General features: G+C 63.0%; 10 protein-coding genes and 1 pseudogene. 6 read left to right on the top strand and 5 right to left on the bottom strand.

Annotated elements, in window-relative coordinates:
- The 6 genes and pseudogenes from KGA89_RS15705 to KGA89_RS15680 all read left to right on the top strand — a co-directional run.
- Positions 1 to 116 (top strand): annotated as a pseudogene (locus tag KGA89_RS15705) (IS110 family transposase); the annotation flags it as partial.
- 789 nt (positions 117 to 905) lie between these two features.
- The gene (locus KGA89_RS15700; RefSeq protein ID WP_003203718.1) at positions 906 to 1,574 is read left to right on the top strand and encodes an ABC transporter ATP-binding protein; all 669 of its coding nucleotides are present in this window, start codon (positions 906 to 908) and stop codon (positions 1,572 to 1,574) included.
- The gene (locus tag KGA89_RS15695; protein WP_223471997.1) at positions 1,574 to 4,042 is read left to right on the top strand and encodes an ABC transporter permease; all 2,469 of its coding nucleotides are present in this window, start codon (positions 1,574 to 1,576) and stop codon (positions 4,040 to 4,042) included. Before KGA89_RS15700 ends, KGA89_RS15695 begins: the two co-directional genes overlap by 1 nt.
- Entirely contained in the window at positions 4,032 to 5,105 is a 1,074-nt protein-coding gene (locus KGA89_RS15690; RefSeq protein WP_013693798.1) for a lipocalin-like domain-containing protein, read from the top strand. The genes KGA89_RS15695 and KGA89_RS15690 overlap by 11 nt, the downstream gene beginning before the upstream one ends.
- Before the next feature lie 65 nt (positions 5,106 to 5,170).
- On the top strand, positions 5,171 to 5,413 hold the full coding sequence (locus KGA89_RS15685) for a hypothetical protein (RefSeq protein WP_003203712.1): 243 nt from the start codon (positions 5,171 to 5,173) through the stop codon (positions 5,411 to 5,413).
- Between the two features lie 31 nt (positions 5,414 to 5,444).
- A complete protein-coding gene (locus KGA89_RS15680; RefSeq protein ID WP_003203710.1) occupies positions 5,445 to 5,618 on the top strand; it encodes a hypothetical protein in 174 nt (57 codons plus the stop codon).
- Between the two features lie 535 nt (positions 5,619 to 6,153).
- Here the strand turns inward: KGA89_RS15680 and KGA89_RS15675 are convergent.
- The 5 genes from KGA89_RS15675 to glcD form a co-directional block, all read right to left on the bottom strand.
- Positions 6,154 to 6,672, bottom strand: a complete 519-nt coding sequence (locus tag KGA89_RS15675; RefSeq protein ID WP_223471996.1) for an Hcp family type VI secretion system effector — start codon at positions 6,670 to 6,672, stop codon at positions 6,154 to 6,156.
- A gap of 298 nt (positions 6,673 to 6,970) precedes the next feature.
- Positions 6,971 to 8,347, bottom strand: a complete 1,377-nt coding sequence (locus tag KGA89_RS15670) for a VOC family protein (protein ID WP_053163009.1) — start codon at positions 8,345 to 8,347, stop codon at positions 6,971 to 6,973.
- An 88-nt stretch (positions 8,348 to 8,435) separates the two neighbouring features.
- Positions 8,436 to 9,656, bottom strand: a complete 1,221-nt coding sequence (glcF, locus tag KGA89_RS15665; protein WP_053163007.1) for a glycolate oxidase subunit GlcF — start codon at positions 9,654 to 9,656, stop codon at positions 8,436 to 8,438.
- Positions 9,657 to 9,817: 161 nt separating this feature from the next.
- Positions 9,818 to 10,876 (bottom strand): glycolate oxidase subunit GlcE, encoded by a 1,059-nt coding sequence (glcE, locus tag KGA89_RS15660; protein WP_053163005.1) that lies wholly within the window; start codon positions 10,874 to 10,876, stop codon positions 9,818 to 9,820.
- Positions 10,876 to 12,375 (bottom strand): glycolate oxidase subunit GlcD, encoded by a 1,500-nt coding sequence (glcD, locus tag KGA89_RS15655; protein WP_053163003.1) that lies wholly within the window; start codon positions 12,373 to 12,375, stop codon positions 10,876 to 10,878. The genes glcE and glcD overlap by 1 nt, the downstream gene beginning before the upstream one ends.
- Positions 12,376 to 12,385: the final 10 nt, after the last annotated feature.

Raw genomic sequence — 12,385 nt, 5'->3', positions numbered from 1 at the left:
AAACCCAGGCATTGGTGGTGCTTGCTCGCAAGCTCTGCCGGGTGGCATTTGCCTTGATGAAAAATCAGAGCGAATACCAGCCGAAGCCTATGTTGCAGGGTTGCCCTGCAACATAGAATCTCCCACATTGGATCTTCAGCAGACACAAACTCCATGTGCACCTGGCCCCCCTGTGGGAGCGAGCTTGCTCGCGATGAGGCCGGTACATCCAACATCTTCATCGACTGTGACACCGCCTTCGCGAGCAGGCTCGCTCCCACATTGGGTCTTCAGAAGCCACAAACTTTATGTACACCGCAGCCCCCTTGTGGGAGCGGGCTTGCCCGCGAAGAGGCCGGCACATCCAACATCTTCATCGACTGTGACACCGCCTTCGCGAGCAGGCTCGCTCCCACATTGGATCTTCAGCAGACACAAACTCCATGTGCACCTGGCCCCCCTGTGGGAGCGAGCTTGCTCGCGATGAGGCCGGTACATCCAACATCTTCATCGACTGTGACACCGCCTTCGCGAGCAAGCCCGCTCCCACAGGGGAAACGCGGTCCCACCAAGAACCAGGTCGGCTGTTAGGCCGCCTCGCGGCGGGCCCACGGAGCAATGCCGGAGTGAGGGCATGCCTAGCCTAAGCAAGGCACCAAGTGGTGGGGCAAAAGCGTTTTGCTTACTTTTGACTGGGCCGGCTTCCGGGCTTCTCAAAAGTGAGCCGCCGTCAGGGCGGAACCCTAAGTCGCCGTTACCGCAGCAACGGATATACACCCCAACCCGACGAGCAAATACCCAGCCTCTGTGGCATCTACCTCGTCGTAGCTGTTCTGGTTGCTGAGTATCAGGCAGGTTCATCCCGGGTGGGGCCCATCACTCAACTCCGCTATCCTGAGCCTCACGTTCATTCATCGAGCCTTTTCATGCTTGAAGTCCGCGATGTCTTCAAAAGCTACCCCACGCCCCAAGGCCCATTGCCGGTGCTGCAAGGTATCAACCTGACCCTGATGCCCGGCAGCAGTCTGGCGCTGATGGGGGAGTCGGGCAGTGGCAAGAGCACCTTGCTGCATCTGGTCGCTGGGCTGGACAAGGTCGATCGCGGCAGCATTCGCAGTGGCGAGTATCGGCTAGATGGCATGAGTGAAAGCCAGTTGGCGAATTGGCGACGCACGGAAATCGGCTTGGTGTTCCAGCAGTTCAACCTCATCAGCAGCTTGTCGGTGGAGGACAACCTGGCGTTCCAGGCGCGTCTGTGCGGTCGTTATGACGCAGCTTGGCAAGCCCATCTGGTGCAGCGGCTCGGGCTTTCGGCGCTGTTGCGGCGTTATCCCGAGCAACTGTCCGGCGGTCAGCAACAGCGGGTGGCGCTGGGGCGGGCGTTGGCCTCGCGACCGCCCTTGTTGCTGGCCGATGAACCCACCGGCAGCCTCGACGAAGCCACCAGCGACGAAGTGCTGCAACTGCTGCTTGAACTGCTGGAGGGGAGCCCCACCAGTCTGCTGATGGTGACCCACAGTCCACGGGTGGCGGCTCGCCTGGCCCAGCGCGTGGTGTTGCACGGCGGGCAGTTGGCGCAGGTGGCCCAGGGGTGATGATTTTTCGCCAGACCCTCAAGGCCCTGCTCAGCCATTGGCGCCAACACCCGGTGCAATTCTTCAGCGTACTGACTGGCCTGTGGCTGGCCACCAGCCTGCTCACTGGCGTGCAGGCGCTGAACAGTCAGGCCCGGGACAGCTACGCCCGGGCCAGCCAATTGATCGGCGGCGAACCCCAGGCCAGCCTCAGTGCACCCGGTGGCGGCACCTTCCCCCAGCAATGGTTTGTCGAGTTGCGGCGCCAGGGCTGGCCGGTGTCGCCAGTGTTGCAGGCTCGGGTGCTGCTCAAGGACCAAGAGGATCAGCGTCTGCAACTGATGGGCATCGACCCGGTGTCGCTGCCGCCCGGTGCCGCGCTGGCGGGGCAGGCACGAGAGATGAGCGAGGTGGTGGCCTTCTTTACCGACCCCGGCCGCACCTGGATCGCCCCGCAAACCTTGCAAGCCCTGGGGCTGACCGAGGGGGACCGCCCCCGGAGCGTCGATGGGCAATCCCTGCCACCGCTGCATGCCCAGGAGGACATGGCGCCGGGCGTGCTGTTGATGGACATCGGTTTTGCCCAACAGGTACTCGGATTGCCGGAGCAACTGTCACGGCTGCTGTTGCCTGCCACGTTCAGCGCCGCGTTACCGGAAGCGTTCAACGGTCGCCTGCAACTCAAGCACGCCGATGAAGAAAACAACCTGTCGCGCCTGACCGAAAGTTTTCACCTGAACCTCGACGCCTTGGGTTTTTTATCCTTCGTGGTGGGGCTGTTCATCGTTCACGCGGCCATTGGCCTGGCCCTGGAGCAACGCCGCAGCCTGTTGCGAACACTGCGCGCCTGTGGCGTCAGTGCGCGGGTACTGGTCACCAGCCTGACCATCGAATTGGGCGCGTTGGCCTTGCTGGGCGGGATCGCCGGGGTGCTCAGCGGCTATTGGCTGGCGAGTCTGTTGTTGCCCGATGTCGCGGCGAGCCTGCGGGGGTTGTACGGCGCCGAAGTGGCCGGACACTTGAACCTCAGCCCATGGTGGTGGTTCAGCGGTGTCGGCCTGAGTCTGCTCGGTGCGTTGCTGGCCGGCGCTGACAGTCTTTTGCGGGCGGCGCGCCTGCCCTTGCTGGCGCTGGCCAACCCCCAAGCCTGGCATCAGGCCCATGCGCGATGGCTGCGACGCCAGGGGTGGGTGGCTACGGTGGCGGCGTTGATTGCCGCATCGGCGTTGATCTGGGGCGATAGCCTGGCCAGCGGTTTTGTCCTGATGACCGCCTTGTTGCTGGGCGCGGCGCTGGCCTTGCCGGTGTTGCTCAACAGTGCGCTGAAGCGGCTGTTGCGCCGCAGCCGCTCGGTGCTCGGGCAGTGGTTTCTTGCCGATTGCCGCCAGCAATTGCCGACGCTGAGCCTGGCGTTGATGGCCTTGTTGCTGGCGCTGGCGGCAAACATCGGCGCTGGCAGCATGACCGCCGGTTTCCGCCAGACTTTCAGCAACTGGCTCGAACAACGGTTGACCGCCGAGCTGTACATCAACCCGCAGACCCCGGCCCAGGCGGAGGAACTGCACGCCTGGCTCAAGCAGCAACCGGCGATCACTGCCATCGTTCCCCTCTGGCAAGTCTCGGTCCCGTTGCAGGGCTGGCCGACGGATATCCACGGCATCATCGATCATCCCCACTATCGACAGCATTGGCCGCTGCTGGAATCGGCCGGCGACAAGCCGTGGGAGCAACTGGCTGCCGCCGACACCCTCATGCTCAGCGAACAACTGGCCCGGCGCCTCAAGGTGAGTATCGGCGATCAGTTGACCCTGCCGACGCCGCAGGGGCCATGGGCACTGCGAATCGTCGGCATTTACGCCGACTACGGCAATCCCAAGGGCCATGTGCTGGTCAACGTCGACCACTTGCTGGCGCACTGGCCGAACCTGACGCCGAACCGTTTCAACCTGCGCATCGAACCGTCCGAGATCCCGGCGCTACTGACAGCGTTGCAAGGCCGGTTCAGCCTGGATGACAGCCGCATCGTCGACCAGGCCCGGCTCAAGGGCTGGTCGACCCAGGTGTTCGAACGCACCTTCGCCGCTACCGCCGCCCTCAACAGCCTGACCCTGGCGGTGGCCGGGGTGGCGTTGTTCATCAGCTTGCTGACTCAGAGCCAGAGTCGTCTCGGCCAGTTGGCGCCGCTGTGGGCGCTGGGGGTGACGCGCCGGCAGTTGATGCTGCTCAACCTCGGCCAGACCTGGCTGTTGGCGCTGCTGACCTTGGTCCTGGCGTTGCCGCTGGGCATCGCCCTGGCCTGGTGCCTGGACACGGTGATCAACGTGCAGGCCTTCGGTTGGCGCCTGCCGTTGCGGGTGTTCCCGTTGCAACTGGTGCAGTTGCTGGCCCTGGCGATGCTCGCCACGCTACTGGCATCGGCCTGGCCGCTGTATGCGCTGTACCGCACGCAGCCGGCGGATTTGCTGAGGACTTTTGCCCATGAAGATTAGAGTCGGCGTGTTGCTGCTGCTGGCGTTGCTCAGCGGTTGTGATGACTCCGCGCCAGCGCAAAAGGGCTTTGCCGGCCTCGGCGACCAAGCTGTCGCGTTCACGCCGGTTGTGCCTGGGCGGGTGTTCAGTTTCCCCGCCGACCATGGCCTTCATGAAGGTTTTCGCATCGAGTGGTGGTACGTCACCGCCAATCTCAAGGATGCCCAGGGGCATGAGTTCGGCGTGCAATGGACGCTGTTTCGCAGTGCCTTGAGTGCCGCACCCCAGGCCGGCGGCTGGCGCAACCAGACGATCTGGCTCGGCCACGCGGCGGTCACATCCGCCACCGTGCACCATGCCGCCGAGCGTTATGCACGAGGCGGGGTGGGGCAGGCCGGGGTGCAGGCGGTGCCCTTCAATGCCTGGATCGACGACTGGCAGTTCGGTACCCAGGCTTCAGGGGACGAGCCGTTGGCGGACATGCAATTGAAGGCGCGCGACCCACGCTTCAGCTATGCATTGCGGCTGACGTCGAGCCGGCCGCTGGTGTTGCAGGGCGATCAAGGTTTCAGCCAGAAATCCGAACAGGGGCAGGCGTCGTACTACTACAGCCAGCCATTCTTCCAGGCCAGCGGTGAATTGGAAATCGATGGCCAGCGTTACGCGGTCAGCGGCCCGGCCTGGCTCGACCGCGAATGGAGCAGCCAGCCCCTGACCGCAAACCAGACCGGCTGGGACTGGTTTTCCCTGCACCTGGACAACGGCGAGCACCTGATGCTCTACCGCATGCGCCACAAGGACGGCGAGCCGTATCTCACGGGCACCTGGATCGACGCCCAGGGCCAAGCGCAAACCCTGCACGCCGGGGAAATCAGCCTCGTGCCTCAGGAAACCGCCAAGGTCGCCGGACGCTCTATGCCGGTCGGCTGGGCGATCAAGATCCCCAGCAAGCAACTCGACATCACCCTCCACGCGCTCAATCCCAATGCCTGGATGAACCTGCGCATTCCCTATTGGGAAGGACCGGTGCGACTGCGTGGCAGCCAGGGCGGCACCGGTTACCTGGAAATGACCGGCTACTGAGAATCGCCGGAACTCCCCGCGAACGCCGACCCTCATAGTTTATGAATGTCTCGCAGGAGCCCGTCATGAGCGATGACCTCAAACTTCCGTCGCTGGCCGATTGGCAGCGATTGTTCGACGACAAGGCCTACTGGCAGCAGTCCCCCGATGCTCACTTCACCGAACTGATGCGGGTGGCCAATGACCTGTTCGGTCAGGGCGCCATCGACCTGGCGCAGTGGCAGATCTTGAAGACCAAGGCCGAACAACTGCACCAGCGCTCTCCGGATGCCAACGTCGCTGAAGAAGTCGCCGACCCCGACGCCTGATCCCAGGCCTGAAAGATTCAAGGAGTTCGCCATGCAGCACCGCCCCGATCAAACCCGGCAAAACCCCGACGCCCCGGCATTGCCCGGTGAAGTGGAACGCGATAACGATGCCTTGCGGCCCAATGACCCGGCCAAGCGTAAACAACAGCACGGTGACCCTGAGGCAGGGGATACCGATGCGCAGAAAACCGGTCGGCGTGGCTGAGGTTTGTCACGTCGACCGGCATTAAAAAAAGTTTTTTAATGACTGTTTAACTTTGTTTGGATGTGTTCGCGGCAGATAACTTTTGTACTTATTCTTGTTTTTGTATAGCTGCTGTACAGCGCTATGTAGCGGTGCCGTCCAAACACAAAATCATGGCGAGGGAGCTGGCTCACGCTTTGCTGTGTAGGAGCCGCGGAGGAGCGGCGTAGGAGCTGTCGAGTGCAACGAGGCTGCGATCTTTCCCCAAACACTTGAATCTCAAGCGAAAGATCAAAAGATCGCAGGCTTCGCCAGCTTCTGCAGAGATCGCGGAGATAGTTGTAACAATGAATAATTATTTAAACGGGCGTGCGGACATATTCGGAAAGTTCCATTATTATTATTCGCGTTCGCCCAGTGTCAGGCTCTTTACCAGTGCATGGATTGCCGAGGCCATCGCACTGGGCGAACACCACCCTGAATCAACAACTATCGATTATTTTCAACTGCACATCGACCTGCAGAATTGGCCGATGCGTGAGTGGCTGCCTCCGATTCAACCAGCGGCCTGCGAGCGCCAGTCATCGGAGCCCGAGGTACCGCTGACTTCGTGGGTCCAGGTGATTTTGCGATACGTGAAGTGCACGTCCTCCAGATGGGTGAAGTGTGAGTTTTCCGGGTTCTGGCAGTTGAGCATGTAGTCCTTGATATCGACGATGATCGCGTCCTCCAATGTGGTGGTGTAGTAGTGCTCCTGGGTGCCTGCGGCCGAAGTGCGGTACCACTGGATCTTGACTTCCTCCAGGCGTTCGCCGCTCGTCAGGGCGACCTGAAGCAGTGGCGAGGCTTTGTCGAATACCTTGGTGATGGTCAGGGGTTTGTGTATGCGCTGACCGGTTGGCTGACCGGATTGAGGGTCGCGAGGGATGGTCACTTGGTGCTCGAAAGCCTGCACCATGACCTGATCTTCATGACCCTCTTGATAGGTGTTGCCCACTGAATCGGCGGTAAACGCACCGGCAGTGATCAGGCCTTGTTTAGTGCCTTTAACGGACATGTACGCGGGGGTAGCCAATGGATGCTCTCCTTCCTGGATAACGATAGGGCCTGGGACGGGAGTCGCCCCGAGGTGGCCTCACGGATATCAAGAGCTATGCCATTTTTTAAAAATCTATATATATCAATAGGTTGATCTTCTATCGGGAAGCGCCTCCCTGCAGGCAAGCGAGAAATCGCTCAGAGGTTTGCTCGGCCCATTGCAGTTCCTCGCGGCCCGATCAGACACCGCGATACCCGGGCCGGGTGGCTGAGAAAGGCGCGCTGCGCGCACGCCTCTCAGGCAGTTTTTTGCCGTTTTGTCCTTCAGCTTATTCCTACACGCGCAATGCAGACCGGCACTCATCGATGGAGCGCTGTTGCGTCTGGGCGTACAGCCACAGCTCATCGATGGTCGCTCGTCCCAGCGCCTCTTCGAAGGCCTGGCGATTGGACTGGCCGGCATAATGACTCTGGGCGGCATCGCCGAGGTTCGACTGGAAAATGCCGGCGGCGCTGACGGGCAGGAAGTCCTCGTACACCAAGGGTTCGGCGCGCAGGTATTGCTGTTCAAGCAAGTGCTCCAGGGAGACGGCTTGCTCAAGTGTGCCCTTGGCGGCGAGGCCCTTGGGGGTGACGAAATAGCGGAAGTACGCCAATGCCTGTCGGCGCAGTTCGTCGTGGTTGTCAGGGAATTCGACAAAGTGTTCGGCCATCAGCCGGTTGTAGCGTTCGGCGTTGGCTTCGTTGGGAAACTCCCCCAGCGCATCACGCGCGGCGTTCAGCAATTGATCGTAGAGCGCACGGCCCTTGGGCGTGAGGGCGGCGCCGCGTTGTTCGATTTCGCCGAAGCGGGCGCTGTGGCTGCCTTGGGACTGTGGCTGGTCGGTGAAGGCGACGGGTTCGTCGAGTGCCTTGAAACTGGTCTGGCGCAGCAGGATCGGGCATTGGCGGCGGGGTGGGCCTTCGATCACGGCCTTGGGGGTAATGCCGTGCATGGGCATCCGGGCCTGGACGATGTCGATGTCCAGGGTGCGCGGCGTCAGATGATTGATGTGCGGGCCCTTGAACGCCACCACGTCGGCGATCAGGCGATGCTGGGCGCTCAATTGTCGGTACTGTTCGGCGGTGACGGTGGCGCTGTGGTGCCAGCGAAAGGTTTCCAGGGCCTGTAGGACGAAGTCCTCAGCCTGGGACTCGCTCAGCCCTCCCTGGTGTTCGGCCAGCTCAATGAGCTCAAGGGCGCTGGGGGTGAAGATCTGTCGTTTGTCCAACACCGACTCGGCAAAGGCCCGAAGCTCGGCGTTCTCGATCAGTTCCAGGCGCAGCAGCGAGGTAAACACCCGGAACGGGCTGATCTGCAACGCGCTTTCGTGCACGGCGCGAAAGGCGGTGGAATGCACCGGCACCCCGGCAGGCGTGAGGTCGTAGTAGCCCACCGGCTGCATGCCCATGACCGCGAACAGACGCCCCAGGGTCGCCAGCTCGGCGGCGGTGCCGACGCGGATCGCGCCGTGGCGTTCCAGGTCCAGGCGCTCGAGTTCGCCGGTGCTGCGCAGGTGTGCGGCCAGGACCGGGTCTTCGGCCAGCACCTGGGCGTTGGTGTGCTCCACCAGCTTCATCAGGGCGCCATACAGCGGCACCTCGTCGCGGTACATGTCGGACATCGCCCTGGAGAAGCGTTGGCGGATCAGGTCGGGGCTGACGAAGCTCATCGTAAGAATTCCTGGCGAGGGCTGTGGGAAAGATAGACGAAAGATCGCAGCCTTCGCCGGCCCCGGCAAACGAAGAATCTTCAGGACTTCATTCTGCCAGGGACTGATCCACCAGCTCGATCCAGTGCCGCACGGGCGTGCGACCGGCGCCGTCGAGGTGGTTCTGGCAGCCGACGTTGGCAGTGACGATCAACTCCGGCTGGCCGCTTTCCAGCGCATTGAGGCGGTTGTCCCGCAGTTGCCGCGCCAGGGCCGGCTGGGTCAGTGAATAGGTGCCGGCCGAGCCGCAACACAAATGGCCGTCGGGCACCTCGGTGAGGTTGAAACCCAGCCGCGTCAGCAGCGCCTCGATGCTGCCGCCGAGTTTCTGCGCATGTTGCAAGGTGCAGGGACAATGCACGGCAATGCGCTGGTTCCTGGCCGCGCAGATCTGTTCCAGTGGTTCCTTGCCGAGCACTTGCACCAGGTCCAGCGCCCGTTCACTCACCTGTCTGGCCTTGGCGGCGTAGGCCGGGTCATGTTCCAGCAGGTGTCCATAGTCCTTGATGAATGCGCCGCAGCCGCTGGCCGTCTGGACGATGGCTTCAGCGCCGTTTTCCAGGTGTGGCCACCAGGCGTCGATATTCTGTCGGGCGCGATCCAGCCCAGTGGCCTGGGCGTCGAGGTGATAATCCAGGGCGCCACAGCAGCCGGCCTGCGCACAGTTGATCACGCTGATGCCGAGTCGATCCAGCACTCGTGCTGCCGAGGTATTGGTGTTGGGCGACAGGCCCGGTTGCACGCAACCTTCGAGCATCAACACCGTACGTCGATGCCGCAGAGGCGGGCGCTCGCCGTGAGGCGGGGAAGGGCGGGGCAACTTGGCGCTCAGGTTCGCTGGCAGCAACGGACGGAAGATCGCTCCAATACGCAGCAGGGCCTTGAACCGATCGGGGCTGGTGGCCAGGCTTCGCAGCCCCAGGCGCAGCGCGCGTTGGCCGGCGGGACGCGGCACGGCTTGGTCGACCACCGCCCGGCCGATGTCCAGCAGGTTGTGGTAATCCACGCCGGACGGGCAGGTGGTCTCGCAGTTGCGACAGGATAGGCAGCGATCCAGATGCAGCTGGGTGCTGGCCGTCGCCGGCTGGCCTTCGAGCACTTGCTTGATCAGGTAGATGCGTCCGCGCGGGCCGTCCAGTTCATCGCCGAGCAATTGGTAAGTGGGGCAGGTGGCATTGCAGAAGCCGCAATGCACGCAGCTGCGCAGGATCCGTTCGGCTTCTTCGGCGCGGGGTAGATTTTTGCTTTCCTCACTGAACCGAGTCTGCATAGGTAGTGTCCTGTATCACAAATGCTGTTTCTTTTTGACGGCGTCTGTTGTCGTCATGCTGCGTTGCCGCTTCTCGCCATAGCGGGCTATGACTCGTCGCGGCGCCTTGCCTGACGACAACAGCCACTCGTCAAAAAGGAACGCATTTGCGACACAGGACACTAGAACTCCAGATACATCCGACCAGGGTTGAAAAGCCCCAGGGGATCGAGCTGGGCCTTGAGCTGCCGGTGATAGCGCAGCAGCGCCGGGGCCAGTGGCTGGAACGGTGTGTCGCTGGCACCCTGACGATAGCAGGTGGCATGGCCACCGACTTCATGGGCCAGGGTTTGCACCGTGTCGGCCTCGGTTTTCAACCAGCGTTGGGCGCCGGCCCAGTCGATCAACTGCGCGCCGGGCAGGATGAGCGGCCCGGTATGGTTGGGCAGAGACAGGCGCCACAGCGGCAAGCCTTCATCGAAGAAGGCCAACTGATGTTCATTGAGTGCCGTCCAGTATTGATCGTCGATCAGCTCGCCACCGAAACGCTGATGAGCAGCGCTGACCGAGCCTTCGCCACCCTCCAGGCGCAGGTGCAGGCAGTCGCCGTCATGGCTGGCGGCGCTGATGGGCAGGGGCTGACGGCCCCATTCGGCGAGTTTTTCCAGGGCCTCGGTGCTGTCCAGTTCCAGGCGGATACTCAGGCTGTGACGGGGCTTGGGCAGGACCTTCAAGGAAACTTCGGTGATCACCCCCAGGCAACCGAAACTGCCGGCCAACAGGCGCGACAGGTCGTAGCCGGCGACGTTTTTCATCACCTCGCCGCCGAAACGCAGCAACGTGCCGTGGCCACTGATCAGCCGCGTGCCCAGGACGAAGTCGCGCACCGAACCGGCCCATGGGCGACGCGGCCCCGACAGCCCGGCGGCGACCATGCCGCCGACCGTGGCGTCGTCGCCAAATGCTGGCGGTTCGCAGGGCAGCCGTTGCCCGGCGGCGTCCAGGGCGGCAAGCAGTTCCTGCAGCGGGGTGCCGGCACGGGCCGTGATCACCAGTTCGGTGGGGTCGTAGTGGACGATGCCGCGATGGACGCGGGTGTCCAGCACCTCGCCGGCCACTTCGCGTCCCAGGAAAGCCTTGCTGTTGGACCCCTGGATGCGCAGCGGCGTGGCGTCGGCCCGGGCGCGATTGACCTGTTCGAGCAGCAGGTCGCTGGCGTCCTGGTCGGCTTCGCGGCTCATCAGAAACGCTCCAGTTCAGGAAACGGCAGTTGTCCGCCATGGATGTGCATGGCACCGAATTCGGCGCAGCGGTGCAGGGTGGGGATGTTCTTGCCGGGGTTGAGCAGGCCTTGGGGATCGAATGCTGCTTTCACCGCGTGGAACAGGTTCAGTTCGTCGCTGTTGAATTGCGTGCACATCTGATTGATTTTTTCCCGGCCGACACCGTGTTCGCCAGTGATGCTGCCACCTACCTGGACACACAGTTCGAGGATTTTCCCGCCCAGGGTTTCGGCGCGCTCCAGTTCGCCGGGCTGGTTGGCATCGAACAGGATCAGCGGGTGCATGTTGCCGTCACCGGCGTGAAAAACGTTGGCGACGCGCAGGCCATGCTCGGCACCGAGGCTGGCGATGCGCTGCAGTACCTCGGGCAGGGCACGTCGCGGGATGGTGCCGTCCATGCAGTAATAATCCGGCGCCAGGCGACCCACCGCCGGGAAGGCGTTCTTGCGCCCGGCCCAGAAGCGCAGCCGCTCGGCCTCGTCCCGCGCCTGGCGCACCTCGGTGGCCCCGGCCTGCTCCAACACCTGGCGGACCCGTTCGCAATCGTCATGGACATCGGCCTCTACCCCGTCCAGTTCGCACAGCAGGATCGCTTCGGCCTCCACCGGATAACCCGCGTGGATGAAGTCCTCGGCGGCGCGGATCGCCAGGTTGTCCATCATTTCCAGGCCGCCGGGGATGATCCCGGCGGCGATGATGTCGGCTACCGCTCGCCCGGCCTTGTCCACCGAATCGAAACTGGCCAGCAGCACCTTGGCGACCTGGGGCCGGGGCAACAGTTTGACCGTCACTTCGGTGATCACCCCCAGCAAACCTTCGGAACCGGTGAACAGCGCCAGCAGGTCCAGGCCCGGCGAGTCCAGGGCTTCGCTGCCGAGGGTCAGGCGCTCGCCTTCGATGGTGAGGATTTCCAGCTTCAACAGGTTGTGCACCGTCAGACCGTACTTGAGGCAGTGCACGCCGCCGGCATTTTCCGCGACGTTGCCGCCGATGGAACAGGCGATCTGCGACGAGGGATCCGGCGCGTAATACAGCCCGAACGGCGCCGCCGCCTGGGAGATCGCCAGGTTGCGCACACCGGGCTGAAGGCGTGCGGTGCGGGCGTCGGGGTCGATGTGCAGGATCTGGTTGAACCGCGCCATCACCAGCAACACGCCGCTTGCCAGGGGCAGGGCGCCGCCGGACAGGCCGGTCCCGGCACCCCTGGCGACCACCGGCACATTCAGCCCATGGCAGAGCTTGAGCAGCGCTTGCACCTGCTCGACTCGCTTGGGCAGTACCACCAGCAGGGGCGTGGTGCGGTAGGCCGACAGGCCATCGCATTCGTAGGGCTTGAGATCTTCCTCCTGATGCAGGATGTCCAGGTCTGGAACCTGTGCCTGCAAGGCTTGAAGCAGCGCCTGTTTGTCCACCTTGGGCAAGGGGCCGTCGAGGTGTTCGTCGTAGAGGATGTTCATGAAGTCGATA

The sequence above is a fragment of the Pseudomonas sp. A-RE-22 genome (assembly GCF_019956035.1).
In the GTDB taxonomy this organism is placed as follows: Bacteria; Pseudomonadota; Gammaproteobacteria; order Pseudomonadales; family Pseudomonadaceae; genus Aquipseudomonas; species Aquipseudomonas brassicacearum.
The sequence above is the reverse complement of the archived record's forward strand: the minus strand, read 5'-3'. Positions and strand labels throughout refer to the sequence as shown.

Bases quoted from the DNA above. Each gene is read 5' to 3' on its own strand.
- KGA89_RS15690 (WP_013693798.1), top strand. From the start codon at position 4,032: ATGAAGATTAGAGTCGGCGTGTTGCTGCTGCTGGCGTTGCTCAGCGGT.
- KGA89_RS15670 (WP_053163009.1), bottom strand. From the start codon at position 8,347: ATGAGCTTCGTCAGCCCCGACCTGATCCGCCAACGCTTCTCCAGGGCG.
- glcE (WP_053163005.1), bottom strand. From the start codon at position 10,876: ATGAGCCGCGAAGCCGACCAGGACGCCAGCGACCTGCTGCTCGAACAG.
- KGA89_RS15685 (WP_003203712.1), top strand. From the start codon at position 5,171: ATGAGCGATGACCTCAAACTTCCGTCGCTGGCCGATTGGCAGCGATTG.
- KGA89_RS15680 (WP_003203710.1), top strand. From the start codon at position 5,445: ATGCAGCACCGCCCCGATCAAACCCGGCAAAACCCCGACGCCCCGGCA.
- KGA89_RS15700 (WP_003203718.1), top strand. From the start codon at position 906: ATGCTTGAAGTCCGCGATGTCTTCAAAAGCTACCCCACGCCCCAAGGC.
- glcF (WP_053163007.1), bottom strand. From the start codon at position 9,656: ATGCAGACTCGGTTCAGTGAGGAAAGCAAAAATCTACCCCGCGCCGAA.
- glcD (WP_053163003.1), bottom strand. From the start codon at position 12,375: ATGAACATCCTCTACGACGAACACCTCGACGGCCCCTTGCCCAAGGTG.
- KGA89_RS15695 (WP_223471997.1), top strand. From the start codon at position 1,574: ATGATTTTTCGCCAGACCCTCAAGGCCCTGCTCAGCCATTGGCGCCAA.